Genomic DNA, 23,921 nt, shown 5'->3' with positions numbered 1-23,921 from the left:
GTCAGACCTCCCTGATTCGTGGGTTGATGAGGACGTACAGCATGTCCACCACGATGTTGATAATGATGAAGGCGAGTGCAACCACCAGCGTCACGCCCTGAACCAGCGTGGGGTAGTTGGACTGGACGCCTTCAAGAATTGCCATTCCCATACCGCGCAGGTTGAAGATGACTTCGATAACCACTGCACCGCCCATGAGATAGCCGATGCGAAGTCCGAGCACGGTGACGGGTGTAATGAGCGCATTACGAAGCACATTTCGGGAGACGACGATGCCGTATGGCACGCCTGCGCCTACAGCTGTGCGTACGTAGTCCTTGTCCAGTTCCTCGACCATTGCGGTTCGGATGACGCGGGTGAGTGATCCGGCTACGGGAACTCCGAGTGCAACGGCAGGAAGGATCATTCGTTGGAACCACCCTGAGGGATCCTCGCTAAATGCAGGAAGGGCACCGGAAGCTGGCAGGACTCCAAGGTTCACGGAGAAAAGCAGAATCATGAGGACTGCGAGCCAGAACGACGGTGTTGCAATGCACGCGATGGAGACTACACGGATGACCTTGTCTGGCCAGCGGTCGCGGTACAGGGCGGCGATGACGCCGAAGATGAGGGCAAAAACGACCGCAATGATCAGACCCATGAAGGTCAGTTGCATCGTGATAGGGAAGGCTGAACTTACCCGATCAGCCACTGAAGCTTGGTTGGCACCGTAGGTACCAAGGTTTCCATGGAGCAGATCACCAAGGAAGTTGACAAAACGGACGATCCAAGGGTCGTTGAGACCATTGGCTTCGCGATATTCCTCAAGGGCCTGCTGTGAGGCCCCTTCTCCCAATGCCGCGTAAGCGGGATCGATCTTGGAGAAGGACATGAGGAAGAAGACGAGGAACGCCACTCCAAAGACCATGATTGGAAGCGCGATGAGGCGCCTGCCTATGAGTCTGACGAGGTTGTTCACAACAATTCTCCTCTGATGCGGGCGCGTGCAGGGCGGCGGACCGGGTAGCGGTCCGCCGCCCTAGGCACTGTGCATGAGGGGTTTCCGAAGAGGTCACCCCATCGGATTGGTGGATTAGTCAGTCGAGGTTGCGCTGGAACCGATGAAGTTCAGGCCAGTGGTTCCGATTGGTGAGTAGTTGGCAATCGCATCGGGGTAGTACGCGGTGACGACCTGACGGTGGAACAGTGGGTAGAGCGGGACTTGCTCGGAGATCAGGTCAAATGCCTGGTTCCACAGTTCCTGCTGCTCATCGCCGGAGGTCTGAACTGCGGCATCGAGGATCTCGTGCAGTTCGGTGTATCCCTCGGAGTCCTTCCACTGGGTACGCTTCTGGGTCCACGAGTTGTCGCCATACCACCAGTTCATAAGGAGGTCCGGGTCATTTCCGAAGACTGAAGGATCACCGGGGGCCAGGACGACGTCGAACTGAGGATCGTCGACGTCGGTGTAATCCGCGTAGAGAGACGAGGATGCCAATGCCTGAATCTCCACTGAGATACCCACGGCCTCAAGATCGTTCTTGATCTGCGGTGAAAGCGCGGTGATCCACGTGTGATCGGTAGTCAACAGGGTAATGGATAGACCATCTACTCCGGCTTCTGCAAGTAGTTCCTTAGCCTTCTCTGGATCGTAGGTGTAGACCGTGGAGGCTTCGTTGTAGTTCGGGTGATCCTCGGGGAGGAAGGACGTGGCTGCTGTTGCTTGACCGGAGAGCGCATTATCAATGAGCTTGTTGGTGTCAATTGCGTAGAAGAACGCCTGGCGAACACGCTCGTCGTCGAAAGGTGCCTTCTTTGTATTGAACATCAGGAACGGGAGATTGAATCCTTGAACGGCCGTAATGACTGCTCCAGCGGATTCGATGAGGGCGGCGGCGTCCGCAGGGACAGACTCCATGACGTCCACGGTGCCTTCCTGCATGGCTGTAGTGCGAGCAGTATCATCCTTCAGGATCTCCCACTGCATGTTGTCTGCCGTCGCGGGGTAATCGCCGTTGTAGTACTCATTGGGCACAAAGTTGATGGCCTGCTCCGTGATGGAGTCATACTGCCATGGGCCGGTACCAATGGGCTTTGCGGTCAGTTCATCGTCGGTTGCTGAGGCTGGAACGATCTTCACAAGTGAGAGACGCTGCTTGAGCAGTGAGAACGGGTACTCGAGGTTGATGGTGACGGTGGTGTCATCCTTCTTCTCAACGCTGCTGATGAATTTGAGCATCGGTGTGTAGATATTGCCCTCGGCCATGGACCGCTCGAAGGAGGCCACGACGTCGTCTGCTGTGACATCGGTGCCGTCGGAGAACTTCGCGCCGTCACGGAGCGAGACCTCATATTGGGTATCGGAGACTTCGACCGGATCGTCAGAGGCAGAAAGCGCCTTGAATGGTTCGTAGGTAGTCATGTTGAGTTCCCACAGACCTTCGACAACATGCCAGTTTGCACCAAGCGCAAGGGCTGAGGAGGTGGATGAGGGGTGGTAGTTAGTCGTTTCGTAAGCGACGGCCGCGGTGATGGTGCCGCCATCAACAGCTTCTGCGGCGGATGTGGAACCGGCGGTACCGTCTGCACTGGAATCTGAGCCACCACCACACGCGGAAAGGGCAAGTGAGCAAGCGGCTGCGACCGCTACGACCTTGACACCCCACTTCATTCGAGACATTGGTTTTCCTCTCAAGAGCTTTCACGAGACACCTTCAGCTGCGTCGCGTAGGCTAACCATATGATGTCTGACAAATTCGCGCAACGGTTTCTCCAAGATTCGTCTGACAACCTGTTGCAGCGGTCTTTGCCTGCAGGTCTGGGGCCGATTCCCGTGGTGAACCGTTCCAGCGCAACAATGGAGGCGATTAAGGCCTACATACTTTCGCATGATCTGCGTCCGGGTTCACCGCTCCCTACTGAGGCGGAGTTGTGTGCCGAACTTGGCGTATCGCGTTCTTCTGTGCGCGAAGCGCTGCGCAAGCTCGAGGCGCTTGACATTGTCTACGTCCATCAGGGCCGCGGCACGTTTGTAGGCGACATGTCCCTACGCCCGCTCGTTGAGACGCTCACCCTGCGTGCCTCGTTAAGTACTGAGAACTCCACTGTCTCATTGCGCGACGTCGTGGCACTACGCAAATACCTTGACCTTGGTATGTCGGCCGAGATCGCAGAGGGTTTCGCTGGTACACACCACCAGGGCCTTCACGACGTCGTCGACGCTATGGTGGCAAAGGCCGCTCGCGGCGAGAGGTTCCTTGAAGAGGACAGTGCGTTCCACTTGGGGATTCTTGAGACGCTGGGAAACGTTGTTGCCGAACAGATGGTTTCAGCGCTCTGGCTTGTACATCAGGTGGTAGTTCCTAGTTTGTCCGACGACGACGGCGATGACCTCGCCGCGACCGCCAGAGCGCACGGTGACATCCTGAGGGCTGCGGAAGCTGGAGATCGCAAGGCCTACCGCAAGGCGGTTCGCAAGCACTACAAGCCTCTGGAAATCATCCTTGACCGAAACGAAAAGGAGGCCGAGGCGCGCGCATCGGCTAAGGCAGAGGTGCTGGGTCAGGCCGAGCCGACAGAAGGCACTCAGGAAGAACCGGAGGCGTAAGAGGTGGGGGAAGAACCGGAGGCGTAAGGGGTGGGGGAAGTTCAGCATCGAAAGATACTGATTCGCTGGAAGTGGGCAATGTGGCGAGGGTGCCCAGCGAGGCTCTAGGCCGACTTCTTGTACCACTTGAAGGCGTAAGCCGGGTTGTACTTCGCGGAGCACTTGGCGCAGGACATGACCTTGCGTGGAGCGCGGAAGCGTTCAATCTGGTGCCCGCTGGGGCAGATTCCCAAGTATGGGGCTGGTGGTTTGGGGCCGTCCGTGATGCAGGCGGTTGGCGTTGTTCCCAAGCGCCGGGCCTCAGCCTTCCACGTTGCGTCGTGGCCATGATCGCGCCCCACACGGGCATGCGCGATTTCATGCAGAATGACGTCCTGTACCCGAGCTTCGTCATACAGCACCATGAATGGTGCTGAGAGGCTGATCGTGTGGGAGCGAAAGTCGGTGAGTCCAGCTCGGCGCTTGGCGCGGTCGAACGTGAGATCCCACGCCTGTAAGCCATGACGATCCATGAGAGTTCGTGCCACAGCTTGTGCTCTGGAAAGTTCCATACCGGCAATTCTAGTAGAGAGGGACAAAAGGCCCCGCCACGTATAGTACTTTGGCAATACGACGAATGAAGCGTTACGTATTCCACAAGTGCTATACGTAGGTTCGGGCAAAAGAGCCTCGAGCCGTGGGATGCATTGTTAGTTCAGGAGTAGACCATGGATTCACACAACACACTTGATGCCATAGTCATCGGAGCCGGAAGCGCAGGACTGTCTTGTGCATACAAACTCGATGAAGGCGGTGCCACCTTCGCACTTATCTCTGACACTCTGGGAGGGCGAATCGATTACGACTCAACGGGCAAAGTCAACTTCGGCGCATACTTCGTCATGTCCAACTATGGGAACGCTGCCAAGCTTGTTTCCCGGCGGACGCGCATAAACCCTCTTTCCTGCCGCTTCCATGATGGCAAGGGGGAATCGTTTACGACCCTCAGTATGCACACCCTTAAGCGGAGCCCAGGTTTCGCCGCATTCGGCATTTCCATGGCGCAGTTCATGCGTCACTACAGCCAGTTCAAAAAGAACTGCGAAGTCATGTCCCAACGCGAAGCAATGGAACTAGACCCTTTCATCCTGCGCCTGTATACAGAGCCGGCTTCCAGTTTCATTGCACGCCATCATTTGGGATCGGTTGCAGAGGACTACGTATCGAAGTTCTCCTACGCGTGCACGGGCGCTGATATGGATCAGATCACCGCACTGGACTTCTGCAATGTGTCACAAGGCTTGATTGTTCCGATTCATCGTTTTGAGTTCGACGCCGAAGCCCACCGGAAGCGTCTTGGCGACAGGTTTGTTGAGGATTCGGTGGTGGCACATCGTGAGGAGAACGGACTCCACATCGTCACCACCGCGAGTGGCCGGGAGTACGTGGGCAAAACGGTCGTGTTCGCAACTCCCGCAGTTGTGACCGCGCAGTTCCTTGACGTAGGGGACATCCGTCAGTCGTGCCAACTCTACGTAGAGCATGTGCGAGGCACTATTCGCAAGGATCTGAGTGCGCAGGACATGAATCTCTTCCCCTTCACCTCGCCCATCATCTTTACTGCTGTTCAAGATGATGGAACATACCTCGTCTACAGCCGTGAACCGGAGATCGATTTGGCTGCATTGTTCACTGAGTTCGAGCTCATCCAACGCCGCGAATGGGAAAAAGCGATGTACGTGACGGGGCGAGCTTATGTGGAACAACAGTATGGGCCAACCACCTTCGTGGCGGGCGATCACAACGGCCTAGGCCTCGAACCCACTGCGATCTCAGGGGTCTACGCCGCCAACCAAATTCTCAACGCAGTGGGACTTCACGCCAACAGGTTTCTGACGTCCTCAGCCAACAACGAGAAGTAAAGGCAAGGAAAGCACTCATGTCTATCTCATCCATCGCCCGATGCATCGCAAAGCATCCAGTGGCATTAGCCGCCGGAGCCGTCGCGACGATTCCGACTACCGTCCTTGGCGGCATGTGGATATATGGTCTTCGCGGATTCTCCTCCACGGAGGATAGGAAGCAGGAACTCCCAGGTGACGACCTTCTGTTGCCAGGAGATTCCTTTGCCCGCTTGCAAGAAGATATCGTGATCGATGCTCCCCCGGAAGTTGTATGGCAAGTAATCGCGCAGCTTGGTCAACGCAAGGGTGGGTTCTACGCACTCTCATGGCTCGAGCGACTCTTCACGTTCCACATCCATAACGTCTTTGACCGAGTTGATGCATGGCAAGAAGTGAAGCCCGGAGACTTCATGTTCTATCACCAGAGTGGAATCGGCTCGCAGATCGCCGAAGTGGATCCAGGATCCCACTTCACCTCCCTCTCAGATACGCGGCGTCCTCCCACATATCAAGGTTCTATGGCGCTGCTCCCGCCCTTCGGTCTCACTTCGTTCGCATGGACGTGGAACTTCATATTGCAGGAGCTTCCCGATGGCCGTACTCGGTTTGTCAACAGATGTGACTCGACTTGGGAACCGTGGGGAAAGAAGATCCCGTCCGCGCTCATCTACATCTGGCTCGGTAGTCCATCAGTGTTCATGGTCAGGAAGATGCTCATTAAGGTCAAGAAGGTGGCGGAAGGGCGCCAGGCGCCACAGATCGTGGATCGCCTTGTGCGCGCTGTTGGCGTGTGGCACTCGGACGCCAAGCCCGTTGCTCTCGGTGTGAAGCGCGATTCATAGTGAAAGCGCGGTTTCTTGCTTCACGGAGAACCTCGGCGAAGCTACTATCATCGACGATTGCAAGAATCGCTGTGGAAGGCGCAGATTGTTTGCGAGACTGCCAGCAAGGCATCATTGAATGATGGCTAAACGAGGATTGGTTGAGCGGACCTGTGAGCTTCAGTCCGCAATGGGTTTCCCAGTGCGAATGAAGATGATCAAGGTGCTCGGTTCACACCAAGAAGCGCCATTGTCTGTGTCTGAAGTGGCGGAGAAGTTGCAGATCAGCCAACCAACCGCCACCAAACACCTTGCAATTCTCCGGGAGGCCGGTTGGATTACTCGCGAGCAAGTAGCCCGCGAGGTCCATTACCGGCTCAATTTGGATACGGTGGCCGAGTTCCGCATGCTCATTGACCTTGCGTTCGAGCATGCGTTCACACCATGCGTGAACGGATACGACTGCGAGACCTGCCCGTTTATGGCCACCTGCATCTAGCATGGCGATGAGCTGTTCGGTGGTGGGTTCGAGGCCCACCACCGACCAGACGTGGGTCTCGAACTTGTGGCCACGGCCGCGGTAGCGACCGCAAGCGGGTGAACATTTCCGGTAACTTTGGAGCATGAGAGTGTCGGAACCAGGGCGGGGATCCCAAAGGCGAAGTTACACCCGCATCCCCACCGGCGCTTACCTACCAGCATCGCATCCCGACGTCAGCCGACCTTTGTGGGAGTTGGTGTGGGGTGAGCCGCGCATGTCTGTGCCGCACTATGTTGACGTCCTCGTGATCGGTGGAGGCCAAGCCGGTATTTCTGCCGCATTCGAGTTGAGAAAGCGTGGATTCCGTGGGTATGCCGGCGCTGCCGGCCTCGCGCAATCTTCAACGCTATCCGGCCCAACCCGTGCGGATGCGGAGCAACAGTCTGAGTACTCCCGAGATTCGACTTCTCTGGGAACGTATCTGGTGCTCGACGCCGAAACCCGCCCGGGAGGCGCGTGGCAGCATCGGTGGCCTTCTCTGACGATGGCCACCGTCAACCACATCGCCGATTTGCCCGGCCTGCCCGTGGGAGAAACGGATCCGCGAGCGGAGGCCGCTGATTTCGTGCCCACCTACTTCTCTGAGTTCGAAGATCTTTACGATCTTCCCGTTCTTCGTCCTATTCTGGTCCATTCCGTGCGGTCAGTTACCCCCATGGCGTCCGATGAGCTGCCGAGCGCTATGCACGATGCTCTCAGGTCTGGGCCGCGGGAGTTCCTAGAAACACAGACCACTGCAGGGACCTTCCGCAGCCGAGTAGTCGTCAATTGCACCGGAACGTGGACTCGCCCTTTTGTGCCCTTCTGTCGAGGGGCATCGAGCTTCGTGGGCAGGCAGTACCACACCCAGGATTACGTAGGCGCTCGCGAGTTTGAAGGTCAGAGCGTCATGGTAGTTGGTGGTGGAATCAGCGCCCTCTCACATCTCGACGATTTGGGTGGAGTTGCACGTGAAACGTACTGGGTAACCCGTACTCCGCCTCGCTGGCGAACCGCCGAAAACACTCAAGAGAACCGAGAAGGAGGATCCGACCAATCTGGGGGAGCTGCGGCCGCCACGGGATCCGCCTCAGCCGCAGGATCACCTTCTCTTGAGTTTGGCCTGCACTCTGACGCCGGTCTGACGGCCGCCGAAGGCCGCGCTGTTGAAGAACGTGTCCGGGCGCGAGTGGAAGCGGGCTTGCGGCCGCTCGCCGTCGTCGCTGAAACGGGACTGCCGGTTACGCAATGGACCCGCGATCTTGAGGAACGTGGTCTGCTCGATCGCCTCCCCATGTTTGATCACCTCACGCGGTACGGAGCTGTGTGGAACGATGGCTCGGAGGTCCAGATAGACTCAATCATCTGGGCTACCGGATTTCGCGCAGAGCTTCGCCACTTGGCTCCGCTAGGGCTGCGCGTGCACGGGGGCGGTATCGTGATGGACGGAACTCGCGTGGCGGCGGATCCCCGGCTGCATCTCATAGGGTATGGTCCGAGTGCCTCAACGGTGGGTGCTCGGTGGGCCGCGCGGCGCGCAGTTCGCGAAATCGTCGAATTCTTAAGGAGCTAATGGTGGCATCGTCCGACCGTATGAATCTGGTGCGCGCAACCGCTTCAGCTGGAGCAATCCCGGCGAACCGGCCAATCGATCACGCCCGGAGAATCGGCACGGCGCTCGCGATGGGCAGCGTGATCGGTACGATCGCTGCGGTCTTGTTCCTGGATGTGGACGTAACCAACGGACGTGCGTGGATCGCAATGATCGTGATGATCGCGATCGTGGCGGCGTGCCTCGTACCGTGGATGATACGGCCAGCTGCAGAGTCACACCCGGTGCCCGTGGTGGCACGCACCCTTGGGACAAAGGAGGATCCTCGTCAACGCTACGTCAAGCGTGGATCCCGATCCGGCCTTCTGGTTCCTGTGATTGTTCGGACGGTGGATGCCGCCGCCGACTTTCGTTCGATCGTGATGATGACTGAGGTAGATCCCGACGATCCGAAGGATCCACCTGTGGGAACTCTCATGGCTTTGGAGCAGACTGAGCCAGGCATGGGGGAACTGGTCAATGCCCAAGAGGTCACCGACGAACAGGCGAAGTTGGTGGATCGACTGCGTAAGCACCCGCGTGAGTTGGCGAACGAAGCACCAGTGCTGCCGATGCGTCGTGGAACCTTGGAACGCAACCCGTGGTGGGCTGCGCTGGAGTTCTGGGCCCCGATTCCTGTGGGATTCGCCGTGACTGCCTTCCTGATGCAGCTCATCACGGGATAGAAACGGATAATTCGAGCAGCGCGAACAGTAAACCGCGAACAGTAAGTCGGAACCGGAGAGGCATCACGTTTGTGTGGCGCCTCTCCGGTCAGCTTTCTAGTTGCTCGTCTGCCGACGCACAACAACGGTCAGCGCAATACCGGCGCCGAGTACAAGGAGGCCTATCAGCACAAGCGGTGCCGTGCCTGAGGCTCCCGTGTTGGCAAGCGATTCTCCATTTGATGCCAAATTCGCGGTACTGGTCGTTGAGTCAGTTGACGGTAGTGCAGTTGTTGTCGTCTCTGTTACTGACGGCGTAGTGCTCTGCTCCACGCTTGGTTCGTCAGATGTGGCTGGCGTACTCGGCGTGGGCGAAATTGACGTGGGGGTCGGGCTGGGCTGTGCTGGTTCTGCGTCACGAGCGGCAATTGCTGCGTCAATTTTCGCAGCCAGGATCGGGAATCGCTCGGTGTAGCAGAAGCTGCTTTCGTTACTCAGACAGGCGTTCTCTGTTGCTGCGAGTTCTTCATCTCCATAGCGGTAACCGAGATTGCTTGTGACAGCGATGATGTAATGCCGGAAGTCTTTTCCTTCTAGGGATTTCACAATCCCAGCATCAGCGCCAGCATTGTACGTTAGCCCGTACTTGTTGTAGTAGGTTACCTCGGCTTCACTGTTGCACGGTCTGATATCTATGGTTGCGAATGGCGAATCTGCCCACGCGATCTTTGATGTTCCATCAGCGTTGAGAGTCGAATCTGGAACAACGGCCGGGATACCCCGCGCGGGATACTGGCGTTCCCCGGTATACGGTGTTGTCCAGTCGCAGAAGTTCCCTGTGTCAAGCATCCAGTGGAAAGCCGTTCCTTGCCACAAGGTCATCAGCCAATTGCGTCCTTCGGTGCTGATAACGTCAGCCGACACATCTACACCTTTATCTGTGGTCCACAGCACTCCGCCGTCGCCGCCATCGAGTACTAGATCCAGACGTGCAATGTCGAATGCAGTCATTGTGACACCACCATTTGACCAATTACCGCCAGTGCTAGAGCTGGTTCCTTGTAGCTGCAAGGTGGTAAGTCCGAGACGCTGGAGTTCGTCATTGAGAAAATCAATGCCCGACTGGCCCTCATACTCCACTTCGTGAAGTAGCTTGATCATTGCTTGCGCTGAGGTGTTGTTGGAGTACTGAATCATCTCAGCTGACCAGGTCTGTATGGATTTGGTAGTGCCTGAGAAAGTGTAATCGCTTGATAGGTCGATTGCACCGTGGTCGCTCAGGAACACGAGGCCGAAGGCAACCATGGATTTGAGCAACGATGCGGGGTAGGTGGACATGTACCGCAGAGGAGCATCTTCGCGACCAGGAACAATATCAGTCCCTTCGCCATACGTACCGTTTCCGTCAAAAGCGTTCTGGTTCCAACGGATCCAGCGTACAGAGCTGGAGGACAGTGCCGAGTCAATAGGTGCTATTACACCGTTGGGGTAGTCGCGACTCACCAGGATGTTCGCCGTGTCACGGATGCTTCCGTCTTCGCCAAGTTCAATAACTGCAACATCAACTTGTGGGACCTGTTCAGTCACTTCACCATTATCAAAATCCCATACGCGTGAAAAGTCTGCTTCACTGACAGCATTCAGCACATCCTGCTCAAGGACAGAGGCGGATGAGGGATGTTGCGTGGGATCTGCGGCAGAACTAACTGTTGGGACTAAGAGCAGTAATGCTGAGAGCGCGGCTACAGATAAGCCGGTTAGTCGGTGTCTCTGGTGAGGCGAATGATGTGTGTTTGCAGGCACGGATAGCCTTTCGTTCGAGGTGTCATGAGATCACAGTGTTCGTGGTGGAGGCACAGTGATTTCTTTCGGACGGTTTAGGTTATCCAGCGATTGTTTCGAGATCTTTCACCGACTGTTGCATCAGTGTTTCCGCTGGTCACAAGGTGTGTTCTCGACCTCGGAAATGTGGCTCATCAATTGTTGTTCATTCGTCCCGTCGATGGAAAAACAGGTGAACTTGATACTTTGAGCTTACTGTGAGTGCTTGCCGCGGCGCCGGCGAGGCGTAGCCGCGGGCGTAGCCGAGCGCGCCTGTTCTGCCCCAGTTTTTTGTGGGCTGGCGGCCTTTTGGCCCTTAGCGGGTTCGTGTTGATCCGGATGCGCACGCGCATCCGGATCGTGGAGCAACGGTCCATTCCAACGCGTTGCCACGGGCCTGGCCTGTGAGATTGATATAGGAGAGGTTTGCGTGGTGGACAAGCGTTGCGCCGCAGGCTGAGCTAGTTGAACTGGCCGACCCGGCTGAGTGGAGGCATGCGCGGGGTCAGGTGTGTGCGTGCCTTGTCCAGTCGTTCCAGATAGTTGGCGGAGGTTCGTGCCCGCCAGATGGCTGAGAAACTGTGCTATGACGCGCACGGCGGGCATGAGTTGACGGGCAGACTCCTCGTAAACTGCGGCTTCGTGACCATATGGGTCGACGACGTCGTCGTCCCGAGGATCGCTTGGTCGAGGAGCGAGGCCACGAATCTCATTTGCAGCGGCGATTCCGGCACGGACAGGATCGTTGCCGTTCTTCATGTGGAACGCCAAGTCCTCATCAGTGATTGTCTGGCTGACTCGGGCAAGTTCGCGGATTGTGAAAGTGTATTTGACGGCGGATGGCACAGTGCGAACCACGCGGCGCCGGCGGTGGCGAGAAGCAGTGAGTATGAGGTCGGCTTGCGCGATGCTTTCAGCTGTAACTTGACGTGCGATGTGTGTTGAGATGCCTGCGATCCCGAGGCTCTCGGCGATCTGAACCTGCTCCTGAGGTACGCGCCCGTTCGGGACTGCGCGGGTTCCTGCGCTTGCGATGCGAAAGACGGCAGGATCCAACTGTCCACGGAGTGCGTACTCAGCGAGAGGGGAGCGGCATATGTTCCCTGTGCATACAACAAGCACCCGCAGCGGCGTGATTGCCTGTTGATTCCCCGATTCGGATGTACCGGAGAGTTTGGACATTCTCTCTCTTTCTTCATGAGCCGGAAGTGGCCGGCTCTTAGAGCACATTCGTATGTCACGGTATCAAACATCGTGAGGCTTGGGGCGGCTGTGAGTGTGATGTACCGAGTATCGCTGCTTGTTCCATGCACCTGAGTGGTTGAGTGTGGGCCCCACGGCAGTGGTTGAGTGTGGGCCCCACGGCATCGGCCACACCGAATTCAACAGATCGTTATGATTGTCTCGGACCTATCTCCGTTGGATCGTCGATCGCATCTCAGTGCGCGATCCGGAGCTTCATTTTGGATTGGATAACCCATGAACATTGCCGTTGCCGGCATCGGATACGTTGGACTCTCATGTGCCGTCTTGTTAAGCACGCACCATTCGGTACGATCATTCGACATCACGCAGAGCCGCGTTGACCTGATCAATGCGGGTAAGTCTCCCATTCGAGACGTTGAGATTGAGGACGCTCTGGCGGCTGGGACGAGGATCAACGCCTCAACCGATCCACAGGAAGCGTTCACAGGTGCTGATTGGGTTGTTATTGCAACACCCACCAACTATGACCCAGACAAGAACTACTTCGACACCTCAAGCGTGGAACAGGTGCTCCGGCAGGTCCAGGCAATCAACCCGGATGCAACCATCGTGGTCAAGTCCACTGTTCCAGTGGGCTATGTAGAGGGCCTAACCTCGGAGTTCCCGAAGTTGAGTATTCTCTTCAGCCCAGAATTCCTGCGCGAAGGAAACGCGTTGCGAGACAACTTGCACCCGTCGCGCGTTGTGGTTGGCTTCCCGTCCGCAAAGCCAGAGTTGGAAGAGAAGGCGGCACAGTTCGCTGGCATTCTTTCCGGGGCGGCACTTGATCCCGATGTTGACTGCTTGGTGTGTGGCTCAACCGAGGCCGAAGCTATCAAGTTGTTCTCAAATACGTACCTTGCGCTTCGAGTCAGCTTCTTCAATGAACTTGATACGTACGCTTCGGTACGTGGTCTGAACGCCAAGCAGATTATTGACGGTGTGGGACTGGATCCGCGAATTGGCACGCACTACAACAACCCCTCCTTTGGGTATGGCGGATACTGCCTGCCGAAGGATACGAAGCAGCTGCTCGCCAATTACCAAGATGTTCCACAGAATCTCATTCAGGCCATCGTGGATGCCAACGGGACTCGTAAGGACTTCATCGCGTCCGATGTATTGGCTGACCTCTCCGATACTGAGAAGCCAGTGGTGGGCGTGTACCGCCTGACCATGAAAACTGGTTCAGACAACTATCGCCAATCGGCTATCCAAGGCATCATGAAGCGCATTAAGGCCAAGGGTGTTCCAGTTGTCGTTTACGAACCAACCTTTGACGGCACTGAGTTCTTCGGTTCTGAAGTCACTGCGGATCTAGATGACTTCAAGAAGCGGTGTGACGTGATCCTAGCGAACAGGTGGAGTGAGGACCTCGAGGACGTGGTGTCAAAGCTCTACACGCGCGATATGTATCATCGTGACTGATTGGCTGAGTCACAGCACAGTGTGAACGTAGGGGTGCCGGGTGATGGAAGTTCCATCACCCGGCACCCCTACGTTTGCCCAGCTCACTGCCGCTTCTACTCCACAATGTGGAGCTTCGCAAGTGAGCGGCGGGCGCGGTTGGGATCTTTCGAGGCAACCCTAAAGTTGGTTGATAGCTGCCTCGAGATCGTCAACCGACTTTCCGCTTGCAAGCAGAGTGTCAAGAAGCTTCGTCACGTCTTGGCGCCGCTTCTCTTCGCCGACTCGCGATTCCAGTTGCGTAAGCTGTTTGGTGGAGCGATTCAGCCGGGTACGTGCTGAGCGCAGTTCCTTCTTCTTTGCGCTGAGACTGGACACCAAGGCATCGACTTCGTGTGAAAGCTTATCTACAGACTTCTGATTGGCATTGATCTCGGAACGAATGCCCTTTGCTTGGATCTCATATGAGATAACCGTCTTAGGCTTGTTCTTACTTCCTTTTGGTCTTGGCATTGTGTGCTTCTCCGGGTTGGGCACTGGTAGCGGGTGTGCGAGGTATTCCCGGGCAGGCTTCTGGGCCTAGCGGGGGACTACCTGCATCACGGCGACTTCTTGTGTTGCGTTCGGTCATTTATCTAGTTCGTGCAAGTAATCTATCGGCAAGAAGAGCCAGTGACTTTTCGATTATTGATGTCTAAGCCATCATGATGATGATAACCAAATGGTGAACTCATCGGTAGTCAAGTATGTGTTTCTCGTCTGGGAACTTACTCAAAAAACTGATGTTGGAAGATTCAATCAATCTCTCGAGTACATTGCCTCCGTCTTGCCACAGGATTCACCGTATCACTTGAGGACTATATGCGTCCCAAAAATAGTGCTTTACGCGGGTGTGGATCGAGTGATTGGCTTTGTAAGGATTGCGTGGGTAGTCCTTTTTGGGACGAATGGGTGATCCTTTTTAGTGGTGAGTAGGTAACCCTTTGGGGTGAGTGCGTAACCCAGTCAGGATCTGATGAATAATCCTGTGAAGATCGAGTGGGTGACCTGTAAGGATCTGGTGGGGAACAACTCTCGCTGATCAACCATTGCGAACAGCTGCCAAGGTGTGGCACGGCTTGTGCGTGTTATGAAGCTAAGACGCGGATTCTTGCGCCGCGCCGGCTCAGGCGCGGGTCGGCGACTGGAAGGATAGCTGGATTGTGGTGGGCTTAACGTGTGACGTACCTTGCTCACACGTGGGACGTCTTTAGTCCTATACTTGCAAATACCTATTTGTTTGGTTGGTTGAAGGGTAATCTCGGAAGGGGAGTCAGATGACACAAATTGCCACTGAATCCGCTCCACCTTGGGGCCTGCGAATGTGTAGCTCGTGTTGTTCGGCCATGCGGCGAAACTTCTAAACGAGAAAGTGACTTCGTCACAACTATCGATCGCTCGGGCATCTTGAGCCCAGCATCGAGAAACAGCATGCTCAAGTCTTCAAAGAAATGAATCTCCATGGACGCTCTCAACGCAGTGTCTGGCATCACCAACGCTCAGGTGCTCGGACCTGATTTCACCTTCTATACATCTCCCGCGCTGTATTGGGAGGCAGGGACCTTTTCTGCTTCAGGTTCTGCCACCAATCTGCTCCCAGGCGAAAACACGTGGGTGATCCCCGGGCTCGTGGATAGCCATGTTCATCTGGCGTGGACTGATTTTGACGAGTCCGAAAGGAACCAAAGAGCTCAGGCTGATCGCGATCAACTCATCCAACTGGCCCTCGCCAAAACTCTCGCCGCAGGATTCACCTCCGCGCGAGATGCCGGGGGATTGGAGACAGCTTGGGTGGAGAAGCTCGCGTCGGGCCACATCCTTGGTCCAGCCGTGTCGCCCTGCGTCGCCCTCATTACTCGTGAGGATGCGCAGAGATGTGGAACGGTGGGCTCCGCGGTTGAAGACGCACTTGATCGAGGCGCTCAGTGGATCAAGTTAATTGGAACCGATGGCGTGACCAGTCCAGAAGGTCAAGACCTCGAACCTCACTTCACAGCTGCCCAATTTCAGGAAGCGACGAGGCTGGCACACCAAGCCGGTGCGCGCGTCATGGTGCATGCGTGGGGAGGCCAAGCGATCACGTGGGCTCTGGAGGCCGGCGTGGAATCCATTGAGCACGGGATCTTCCTGACAAGAGATCAAGCTGAACTTGCGGCTCATACCAGCGCCACATTTGTTCCCACTCTTGTGATCTATCGCTTGGTGTTAGCAATGATCGAAAAGGGAAAGCTACCTAGATCTTTCCTCCAGCGTGTACAGCACGCCGTTCACGCGCATCCAGCCGCGGTTCGCACAGCCCGGGATGCAGGTGTCCATATTGCGCTTGGCACGGACTTTGGAACCATGGATCAACATGGCTCCAACGCCCGCGAACTGCTTGCTCTCATTGATGCAGGGCTTACCCCAACAGAGGCGCTGCGTGCCGCAACATCCGCCGGCGCGCGGCTTGTCAATCTCAACCAGACCGGGACGATCGAAACGGGCGCACCCGCCGACGCCGTCGTGCTCCGGTACAACCCATTGAACCCAACGACCTTCGCCCAAGCCGACGCAATCGTCGCCGTCATCAAATCTGGACGCATGGTTTCGAACCAACTGCAGCCACACATTTCTAACTAGATACACCCACACATCAGGAGAACAGATTATGAAACGTCAAGATTCACGAGGCAGGCGAGGCCTGTTCAAGATCAGTGCTGCCGTTGTAGTTGCGGGGCTGGCACTGGCCGGCTGCTCCTCGTCTGATTCGGGTTCTGAGGCTTCCGCAAGTTCCACGGCGTCGGCTTCCCCCGTCTCAGGTGGAACTTTGACCGTTGGACGTGTGGCCGCCGTGACTTCCCTAGATCCGGCAACCCAAATCACCGCGAACAACGCGTTTGCGATTGACAAGGTCTTCGAATCCTTGGTTTCATTCAACGCCGACGGCGAAGTCATTCCGTGGCTCGCTAGCGATTACAACATTTCCGACGACGGCCTGACCTATACCTTCACATTGCGTGATGGCTTGAAGTTCTCGGACGGCACAGACGTTACGCCCGACGACGTCGTCTTCTCACTCGATCGTCACCTGAAGCTTGGTGACGAGAGCCCCTTGCCACTGTCTGGACCCATCGATTCGATTGAGGCCACCGCAGACAATCAGGTGACGATTACGCTGACCAGCGCATACACGCCGCTCATTTCGGAGCTGGCGAACTTCTCCAATGGCATCTACCCGGCGGACTTCGGCGGACAGAGCGAAGAGGACTTCTTCAAGAACCCGGTAGGCACTGGGCCGTTTGTGGTGGACGAATGGGATCCGAACGCTGACATTTCGTTCACGAAGAACACCAACTACTGGCAGGATGGCAAGCCGTACGTCGACAAGCTGGTCTACAAACTCGTTTCCGACGATGCTCAGCTACAGCAGCAGCTTCAGGCTGGTCAGCTCGACATTATCGACGAGGTCCCCTATGCAAACGTGACGGAGCTTGAGTCGAACGCCTCCGTCAATGTGGTGACCAACAAGTCGTGGGAAATCGAGCAAGTCTTCTTCAACACCCAGAATGAGTACTTCGCCGACGAGCATGTTCGCCGCGCGGTTGCTCAGGCAATTGATCGCCAAGGAATTGTTGACGCGGTGACCTTCGGAACTGCTACTGTCGCCAACTCGCTTATTCCGCCCACAATCGAGTACTCGGCGAATGACGAAGGCTACGCGCTGGACTACGATCTGGACTCGGCAAAGCAGGAGCTGGCGCAGTCAGCGTATCCGGATGGATTCTCTGTGACGCTCTCAATCAAGAGCGGCAACTCGGCCTTGGCTCAAGAGGCCCAGATTGTGCAGCAGTCGCTGGCAGAAATCGGCATCACAGTTGAGATCGAATCGCTCGAATCAGCCACCTTCTCCTCCAAGGTGTACGGCGATTACAACTACGATTTCATGATCAACTCTGGACAGTCTGACAGCCCCGATCCTGACGGTCTGGTTTCCTTCCAGGCCGATCCCGATGGCTTCAGCCACTCGTACTGGACCTTCTATACGAACGACGACGTCACATCGCTCCTTAACGAAGGTCGCGAGACGGCCGACGGCGACGCTCGCCAGCAGATCTACCTCGACATCCAGAAGATCATGGCTGAGCAGGTTCCTTACATCCCGCTCTACTACACGAGTGTCATTAAGGCCACCACCTCGGACATCTCCGGTCTGACGGTCCTTCCTAATGGTTCAATGCTCTTGCAAGATGTCTCAGTGACTGACTGAGTTTTGACCGGCCCGTGTGCCTTAATGGCGCACGGGCCACACACCTAAGAGATAGGCGATCCCAACGCTTCGACTTGTAAAACACCTGCTGGCCCGCGTGCTCCCTGTGGCAGTCGGGGTGGTTGTGGCCGTCTTCTTTTTGCTTCGCCTCGTGCCGGGGGACCCGGCTCGAATCATTCTGGGCGATCAAGCGACCGATGCGTCGGTCAGTGCCCTGCGAACTCAGCTTGGGTTGGACGAATCCCTCTGGAGCCAATTCTGGAGCTTTGTCACCCAGCTCTTCACACAGTTCGATACCGGGAATTCTCTGGTCTATGGCGAATCCACCCGCTCGCTCATCCTTGAGCGAGCGGGGCTCAGCCTCGGAATTGTTCTGATTGCAGTGGTCATTACCGTGCTGGTTGCCGTTCCGCTGGCGGTAGTTGCCGCGACCCACAAGAATGGGCCGGTGGATCACGCGATCCGCGTGATCCCGGCTGTAGGCATGGGCATGCCTACCTTCTGGGTTGGTCTGTTGCTCATCATCATTTTCTCTGTGCACTTGAAGTGGTTGCCGGTGGGTGGTGTGGGCGAAGGCCCTTTGGAGCCATGGCGCTCGCTGTTGCTCCCCGGCCTCGCCGTGGCCATCGGAGCTATACCACCGCTGGTGCGCTCCTTGCGAGCACAACTGCTCGACGTGGTATCTGCTGACTTCGTCACCACTCTGCGAGCCGCACATATCCCTGAATGGCGCATTCAGTTCCGCCATGTTCTTCGCAACGCCGCGGTGCCCTCTCTGAACCTGTTCGGTGTCAACGTTGCCTACATGATCGGGGGAACCTTGGTAGTGGAAAAGGTCTTCGCCATCAACGGGGTGGGCATGTTGCTCTTTAACTCGATTTCCAGCAGAGATTTCCCTGTTGTGCAGGGCGTCGCCTTGTACTGTGCATTCTTCGTGGTGCTCATCACGATCCTTGTGGACGTGTTAAGCGCCTTGGTTGACCCTCGGCTTCGGGAGGTGCGCAAGTGAGCTACGTAGCTAGCAAACTCCCAGCCGCTGACCTGACCCTTGAAGGCGATTCGCCCCGCGCCGAATACGTACCATTTTGGCGGCGTGCGCTTGCCTCAAAAGCCTTTACTGCCGGGCTGATCATGTTCGTCACCCTTGCCGCACTGGCGATCCTCGCACCCCTCATTGCTCCATTTGACCCCGCAGTTCAGAACCTAACAAACGGTCTCCGGGCGCCGTCGTCGGCACATTGGCTAGGCACCGACCAACTGGGGCGAGACATCTTCTCGAGGATGCTATACGCGGCCCAAACTGACCTGCGCATCGCAATCACTGCGGCGATCGCCCCCTTCATCATTGGCGTGACGCTTGGGATTCTCTCAGGATTCCTCGGAGGATGGTTCGATACGGTCATTTCACGGCTCATCGATACCGTGATTGCGTTCCCGTTCTACGTGATCGTCATTGCCCTGGTGTTCGCGGTAGGAGTTGGCGAGAAAGGAATCTACGCCGCCTTCGCGCTGGTGGGATGGGTGGGCTACGCTCGCGTCATGCGCGCCGCCACCCGCTCGCTACGATCCTCAGGTTGGCTGGAAGCCGCGCGTGCCGAAGGTTTGTCGCTTCCACGCGTTCTGGTACGCCACCTGCTGCCTAACGTGTTGCCACAAGCCGTCGTTCTCCTTATGACTGAGGTACTGCTGATTATGGTGGCGGTGGTGACGCTGAGCTACCTCGGCCTTGGCGTTCAGCCGCCCACCCCAGATTGGGGAACCATGATCTCGGACGGTCAGAGTTTCATCACCACAAAGTGGTGGATTTCGGCTATCCCCGGTCTCGCGGTGGTGTACTCCGGAATCTCGTTCTCACTTCTCGCCGACGGCCTGGGAGACGCTTGGAGGGTGTCATGAGCGAAGTATCGGGAAGCGTCCGCGTTTCGGACCTGCGCCTGCGCACTCGCGGCAAGCAACCTGCCGCGCTTGTAGAGGGAGTTTCTTTTGACGTCGCACCCGGAGAAGCCCTCGGTATTGTCGGTGAATCCGGTTCTGGAAAGAGTCTGACGCTCCGCTCAATTCTTGGTCTGCTGCCAGATGGCGTGGAGAGGGCCGGGGGTTCAGTCGATGTGCACGGCCGGGTGGGTATGGTGTTTCAAGATCCGCTCACTGCGCTAGACCCATTGGAGCCCGTTGGCCGCCAAATTGCCGCCGCCGTGCGAGCAAATAACGATCTGAGCCGGGGGCGTTCAGCGAAACGCCAAGCCAAGGAACGCGCACTCGAACTCATGAGAGCGGTGGACCTTCCCGATCCGACTGAGCGGTATGGCTGGTACCCGCATCAACTATCGGGCGGCCAGCGCCAGCGCGTAGTTATCGCCATCGCTTTGGCGGTCAATCCCGATGTTCTTTTGTGTGATGAGCCGACGACGGCGCTCGACGTCACCGTTCAGCGCCAAGTTCTGGCACTACTGAACTCTCTGCGTGAGGAGCGTGGCATCACCATTCTTTTTGTCAGCCACAACTTGGCGGTTGTTTCCTCCATCTGTGATCGGGTGATCGTTATGAGATCAGGCAGAATCGTCGAATCGGGTTCCACCACGCAGGTCATCACAGCGCCGAAGTCCCCATATACACGGCTGCTCGTAGGTTCCGTGCTCGGGGTTCCCGAGCTTGAGACCCGTAGTTCAGCAGCATCGGCCGCGGACAGGCGCGGATCCGAAGGTGGCACACAGGCATGAGCTCTTTGACAGTTTCAAACGTGACAGTTCGCTTCGGGGACTTCACCGCGGCGGACGCCGTTTCATTTGAGGTCCCGTCTGGTGGTGCGGTGGGGCTGGTTGGTGAGTCCGGGTCCGGAAAAACCACGGTGGCACGCGCCGTCGTCGGGCTTCATTCCGCCGATTCCGGGGAAATCCTCGTGGATGGCGAAGCTCTTCCTAACAAGCGCACGCGCAATCAGAAGCGCCGGATCCAGATGGTATATCAGGATCCATACACCTCATTGAACCCGCGTATGACGGTTCGGCAGACGCTCTCTGAGCTGCTGCGCTTCCACAACGTTGTTCCGAGGGCCGATGTGCGGGCGCGATGTGCAGAGCTTATGGCCATGGTGAGATTGAGCGAGTCCTCGCTTGATGCGTATCCCGCGCAGTTTTCTGGAGGTCAGCGCCAGCGAATCGCACTGGCACGCGCGCTGGCGGTCCAACCGGAGATTCTGGTTGCAGATGAACCAACGAGCGCACTGGACGCCTCTGTGCAGGCCAGCGTGGTGGAGCTTCTCGCGCAGTTGCGGCGAGAGCTTGGGCTAACACTAGTGTTCGTTTCCCATGATCTGGGTGTGGTCAATGCCTTGTGCGAATCTGTGGTCGTCATGCAATCCGGTCGCGTTGTGGAGAACTCGCCTGCCCGTGCCTTCTTTGCTGGGCCGTCCCACACCTACAGCCGTGAGCTGCTGGCGGCCGTGCCGCGCCTGCCTAGCCGGACCGTTGACAAGGTTGAACGTCATCATGCCACCGACATCATTCAGAACGAGGAAGAACTATGAGCCAAGATAATGCTGCGGCGAGCACGCGAACCACACTTCCTGCATACCCCCTGCTATCTGCGGCACAGCTGCTCGATCAGCCACCGCTTACGGCAGTAGAGCTCGACAGGATTGCCGAACTTTGCGCAGTCGTCTTCGAAACTACCAACGACGTCGTCCTGTTCCAAGCTGAGGCAATTCTGGCTCTTGAGGCAGTGGCACGATCTGTAGCTTCGGCCGGGACCGTGGCCGTCAACATCGTCACCGGGCCATATGGCGGTGGGTTTGGCGAGTGGATGCGCGAAGCCGGTGCGGATGTCACAGATATTGTGAGCGATTTCGACGACGTCGCCGATCCACAGGCCGTTGCTTCCACGATTCGTGAAATCAAACCCAGCGTAGTTGCGCTTGTCCATGCGGAGGCGGCCACGGGCGGCACTAACGATGTTTCGACCATCTTCGCTGCTGCGAAGGAGGTTGGAGCGGTAACGATCCTCGATTCGGTTGCTGCCATTGGTGCTGAACCCGTGCACGCGGCTGAGTGGGGCGCGGACATCGTGGTACTGGGTGGTCAGAAAGCCCTTGCGGGACCTGCAGGAGTCAGCGCTGTTGCGGTTTCGGACCACGCCTGGGCTTTGATTGATGCGAATGAGAGCGCTCCTCGATCTTCGAGCCTTTCCCTCATCGATTGGCGTGATCACTGGCTTCGGACGGATCGGAGCATCATCCCCGGGCTTCCGTCGTGGCTGGAGGGGCGCGCACTTCTTGCTGCCCTTGAGCGGGTGGTGGCCGAAGGTGTGGGCGCAGTGAATCGGCGCCACGTTGCTGCTGCAGCCGCCACACGAGCCGGTGTGCGAGCACTGGGCCTTGAACTGTGGCAGAAGGGCGCTGGCGTGGCACCCATAGCCACCACTATTCGAGTTCCGCAGGGCGATGCCGCGGCCGCACTCTTGACACTTGACACTGGGTTAGTGACCCAAGGGAATGGATCACTTCGCGGTCAACTCTTGCGGGTGAATCACTACGGCCGGGCGGCTTCGTTGCTTTCGGTTATCGAAGCTGTGCAGACTCTGGCGGATGCCTTGGGTGTTGATGCTCTGGCCGCCGTGGCGGCAGCCAGAGCAGCGTGGCTCTGACAACTGACTCTTCACTCTAAGAAGAGTCAGTTGTTCTTGGTCCAAGTCTGGGTGCCCCAGCTATAAGAATGGCGAGATTCCGCGGCGAAACAGCCCGTCCGCCCACTCCGTAACTCAGCCCACTTGGGGCAGTTTTACCACTTTGGTCACCAGAAACTCCGTCGCAGACCTTATTCCTGGGCTGCCGGGCGGGGGAGTGCCGAGCGTTATCGGACGCTCCCGGTGGGAGACATTCCTGCCCGGTATGGACCTCCTGCCGCCCCTCGCACCCGCCTTCCTCACCCAGCGTGAGGTCGCCGATCTCCTCCACCGTGCCCGTCCGCACGGTGGAGGAGATCGGCGACCTCACGCGCTCCGGTCCGCCGTGGGTCAAGCTCGGACGGCACGTCTGCTACGAGCAGGCGGAACTGCTCGCCTAGGTGAAGGAGCGTCGCCGTGGGTAGGCCCCGCATCCGCGCCGGAGAACTCGGTACCATCCAGATCACCCAGCTCGCGAAAGGTAAGGTTCGGGCTCGCGCGAGAGCGAGGGATGACGCCGGGGTGCTTCACCAGATCGTCGCCGTCGCCTCGCCCTGGCGGGAAGGGGGAAGGAAACGCTGCTTATCGCGACGAAGAACGGCAATCCGATCAGCGTCAGCAATTACGAACGCCTCCTGCGGTCCTTCGTCGACGACAACCGCGAGACCCTTGAGGAGCTCGGTATGGAGGTCGATCAGTACTCGACGCACATCTACCGCCGCCCGACCGCGACACTCGTCGAGCACGCGGCGGGTCTCACGCTCGCATCGCGCCTGCTCGGGCACGCGAACGAGCAGATCACGAGAACCAGCTACGTCGTCAGTGCCGAGGAGGTCGACCCGATTACCGTCGACGTGCTTGATGAGATCCTGAGGAGTTGACCACGCGAAGGAGGTCTCTTGCCGAGTCAGTATTTTCGTTATACATTAATGGTATGAGTGAGCGCGAGACGATCAATGGGGTTCCCGTTACCGAGGATCAGATCGATGCCTGGGCCGCCGAAGCCGAGGCTGGCTACGATGTTGCGGCGTTGAAGAAGCGCGGTCGTGGACGCCCAGGTCGCGGGGCTGAGCCGTCTCAGGTAGTCGCGCTCCGGCTCACCCTTGAAGAGATCGCCGCGATCGACGAACGCGCAGAGCGTGAGGGCAAGTCACGTTCAGAAGTTATCCGTGAAGCGCTTCATCTGTCGGCAACGTGAACGTTCACGATTCGGCGTTGAAGCACGGTGTGCTCCGTGAGGACGCGATTCAGGCGGCGACGTGGGCAGTCTGGATCGAGGACTTGGATGAGAACAGCCCGGCACGGCAGTTGCGGCTCGGTTTCGACACTCGTGGTCGGCTCTTGGAGACGGTTGTTCTTGTCTTCGACAGCGGCAATGAACTGGTGATTCACGCAATGAAGGCTCGACCGCAGATGATCGATCTGCTGCCTTAATCAG

Annotated in this window: 23 protein-coding genes; 17 read left to right on the top strand and 6 right to left on the bottom strand. The window is 57.4% G+C overall.

Annotation, left to right across the window (positions count from 1 at the left end):
• Position 1: 1 nt before the first annotated feature.
• Positions 2-958 carry an ABC transporter permease gene (locus H2O17_RS11160; protein WP_182049734.1) on the bottom strand — a complete coding sequence of 319 codons (957 nt, stop codon included), beginning with the start codon at positions 956-958 and terminating at the stop codon, positions 2-4.
• 114 nt (positions 959-1,072) lie between these two features.
• A complete protein-coding gene (locus H2O17_RS11155; RefSeq protein WP_182049733.1) occupies positions 1,073-2,659 on the bottom strand; it encodes an ABC transporter substrate-binding protein in 1,587 nt (528 codons plus the stop codon).
• A gap of 60 nt (positions 2,660-2,719) precedes the next feature.
• On the opposite strand from H2O17_RS11155, the gene H2O17_RS11150 reads away from it, so the two are divergent.
• Positions 2,720-3,586: a FadR/GntR family transcriptional regulator gene (locus H2O17_RS11150; protein ID WP_182049732.1), complete on the top strand. Its 867-nt coding sequence runs from the start codon at positions 2,720-2,722 to the stop codon at positions 3,584-3,586.
• A 104-nt stretch (positions 3,587-3,690) separates the two neighbouring features.
• Here H2O17_RS11150 and H2O17_RS11145 read toward each other — a convergent pair whose 3' ends face one another.
• On the bottom strand, positions 3,691-4,137 hold the full coding sequence (locus tag H2O17_RS11145; RefSeq protein ID WP_182049731.1) for a SprT-like domain-containing protein: 447 nt from the start codon (positions 4,135-4,137) through the stop codon (positions 3,691-3,693).
• 156 nt (positions 4,138-4,293) lie between these two features.
• Here H2O17_RS11145 and H2O17_RS11140 point away from each other — a divergent pair, with 156 nt between their 5' ends.
• From H2O17_RS11140 to H2O17_RS11120, 5 genes are all read left to right on the top strand, one after another.
• Positions 4,294-5,487, top strand: a complete 1,194-nt coding sequence (locus tag H2O17_RS11140) for an FAD-binding protein (protein WP_182049730.1) — start codon at positions 4,294-4,296, stop codon at positions 5,485-5,487.
• A gap of 17 nt (positions 5,488-5,504) precedes the next feature.
• The gene (locus tag H2O17_RS11135) at positions 5,505-6,311 is read left to right on the top strand and encodes an SRPBCC family protein (protein ID WP_182049729.1); all 807 of its coding nucleotides are present in this window, start codon (positions 5,505-5,507) and stop codon (positions 6,309-6,311) included.
• A 118-nt stretch (positions 6,312-6,429) separates the two neighbouring features.
• Positions 6,430-6,789 carry an ArsR/SmtB family transcription factor gene (locus tag H2O17_RS11130; RefSeq protein ID WP_182049728.1) on the top strand — a complete coding sequence of 120 codons (360 nt, stop codon included), beginning with the start codon at positions 6,430-6,432 and terminating at the stop codon, positions 6,787-6,789.
• 124 nt (positions 6,790-6,913) lie between these two features.
• The gene (locus tag H2O17_RS11125) at positions 6,914-8,383 is read left to right on the top strand and encodes an NAD(P)/FAD-dependent oxidoreductase (protein WP_182049727.1); all 1,470 of its coding nucleotides are present in this window, start codon (positions 6,914-6,916) and stop codon (positions 8,381-8,383) included.
• A 2-nt stretch (positions 8,384-8,385) separates the two neighbouring features.
• Positions 8,386-9,087 (top strand): hypothetical protein, encoded by a 702-nt coding sequence (locus H2O17_RS11120; RefSeq protein WP_182049726.1) that lies wholly within the window; start codon positions 8,386-8,388, stop codon positions 9,085-9,087.
• Between the two features lie 96 nt (positions 9,088-9,183).
• Here H2O17_RS11120 and H2O17_RS11115 read toward each other — a convergent pair whose 3' ends face one another.
• Both H2O17_RS11115 and H2O17_RS11110 read right to left on the bottom strand, forming a co-directional pair.
• A complete protein-coding gene (locus tag H2O17_RS11115) occupies positions 9,184-10,653 on the bottom strand; it encodes an LPXTG cell wall anchor domain-containing protein (RefSeq protein WP_182049725.1) in 1,470 nt (489 codons plus the stop codon).
• Positions 10,654-11,100: 447 nt separating this feature from the next.
• On the bottom strand, positions 11,101-12,069 hold the full coding sequence (locus tag H2O17_RS11110; protein WP_182049724.1) for an arsenate reductase/protein-tyrosine-phosphatase family protein: 969 nt from the start codon (positions 12,067-12,069) through the stop codon (positions 11,101-11,103).
• Positions 12,070-12,366: 297 nt separating this feature from the next.
• Between H2O17_RS11110 and H2O17_RS11105 the strand changes: the two genes are divergently transcribed.
• Positions 12,367-13,560 carry a nucleotide sugar dehydrogenase gene (locus H2O17_RS11105; RefSeq protein WP_182049723.1) on the top strand — a complete coding sequence of 398 codons (1,194 nt, stop codon included), beginning with the start codon at positions 12,367-12,369 and terminating at the stop codon, positions 13,558-13,560.
• 159 nt (positions 13,561-13,719) lie between these two features.
• Here H2O17_RS11105 and H2O17_RS11100 read toward each other — a convergent pair whose 3' ends face one another.
• Positions 13,720-14,052, bottom strand: a complete 333-nt coding sequence (locus H2O17_RS11100) for a coiled-coil domain-containing protein (RefSeq protein WP_182049722.1) — start codon at positions 14,050-14,052, stop codon at positions 13,720-13,722.
• 987 nt (positions 14,053-15,039) lie between these two features.
• Between H2O17_RS11100 and H2O17_RS11095 the strand changes: the two genes are divergently transcribed.
• The 10 genes from H2O17_RS11095 to H2O17_RS11050 all read left to right on the top strand — a co-directional run bounded on the left by H2O17_RS11095 (position 15,040) and on the right by H2O17_RS11050 (position 23,917).
• Complete coding sequence (locus tag H2O17_RS11095; RefSeq protein ID WP_182049721.1) at positions 15,040-16,197, top strand: amidohydrolase family protein; 1,158 nt, start codon at positions 15,040-15,042, stop codon at positions 16,195-16,197.
• A gap of 28 nt (positions 16,198-16,225) precedes the next feature.
• On the top strand, positions 16,226-17,824 hold the full coding sequence (locus H2O17_RS11090; RefSeq protein ID WP_182049720.1) for an ABC transporter substrate-binding protein: 1,599 nt from the start codon (positions 16,226-16,228) through the stop codon (positions 17,822-17,824).
• A gap of 97 nt (positions 17,825-17,921) precedes the next feature.
• Positions 17,922-18,833 (top strand): ABC transporter permease, encoded by a 912-nt coding sequence (locus tag H2O17_RS11085; RefSeq protein ID WP_484482105.1) that lies wholly within the window; start codon positions 17,922-17,924, stop codon positions 18,831-18,833.
• On the top strand, positions 18,830-19,720 hold the full coding sequence (locus H2O17_RS11080) for an ABC transporter permease (RefSeq protein WP_220456773.1): 891 nt from the start codon (positions 18,830-18,832) through the stop codon (positions 19,718-19,720). Before H2O17_RS11085 ends, H2O17_RS11080 begins: the two co-directional genes overlap by 4 nt.
• Positions 19,717-20,544: an ABC transporter ATP-binding protein gene (locus H2O17_RS11075; RefSeq protein WP_182049719.1), complete on the top strand. Its 828-nt coding sequence runs from the start codon at positions 19,717-19,719 to the stop codon at positions 20,542-20,544. Before H2O17_RS11080 ends, H2O17_RS11075 begins: the two co-directional genes overlap by 4 nt.
• Positions 20,541-21,350 carry an ABC transporter ATP-binding protein gene (locus tag H2O17_RS11070; RefSeq protein ID WP_182049718.1) on the top strand — a complete coding sequence of 270 codons (810 nt, stop codon included), beginning with the start codon at positions 20,541-20,543 and terminating at the stop codon, positions 21,348-21,350. Before H2O17_RS11075 ends, H2O17_RS11070 begins: the two co-directional genes overlap by 4 nt.
• Positions 21,347-22,465, top strand: a complete 1,119-nt coding sequence (locus H2O17_RS11065) for an aminotransferase class V-fold PLP-dependent enzyme (RefSeq protein ID WP_182049717.1) — start codon at positions 21,347-21,349, stop codon at positions 22,463-22,465. Before H2O17_RS11070 ends, H2O17_RS11065 begins: the two co-directional genes overlap by 4 nt.
• Positions 22,466-23,166: 701 nt before the next feature.
• The gene (locus tag H2O17_RS11565; RefSeq protein ID WP_220456772.1) at positions 23,167-23,364 is read left to right on the top strand and encodes a hypothetical protein; all 198 of its coding nucleotides are present in this window, start codon (positions 23,167-23,169) and stop codon (positions 23,362-23,364) included.
• Between the two features lie 53 nt (positions 23,365-23,417).
• Positions 23,418-23,681 carry a ribbon-helix-helix domain-containing protein gene (locus tag H2O17_RS11055; RefSeq protein WP_182049716.1) on the top strand — a complete coding sequence of 88 codons (264 nt, stop codon included), beginning with the start codon at positions 23,418-23,420 and terminating at the stop codon, positions 23,679-23,681.
• Complete coding sequence (locus tag H2O17_RS11050; protein ID WP_130110946.1) at positions 23,678-23,917, top strand: toxin; 240 nt, start codon at positions 23,678-23,680, stop codon at positions 23,915-23,917. Before H2O17_RS11055 ends, H2O17_RS11050 begins: the two co-directional genes overlap by 4 nt.
• Positions 23,918-23,921: the final 4 nt, after the last annotated feature.

This window comes from Changpingibacter yushuensis, assembly GCF_014041995.1.
Lineage (GTDB): Bacteria > Actinomycetota > Actinomycetes > Actinomycetales > Actinomycetaceae > Changpingibacter > Changpingibacter yushuensis.
Note: the sequence above shows the minus strand (reverse complement) of the source record. Positions and strands in the feature narration are given on the sequence as shown.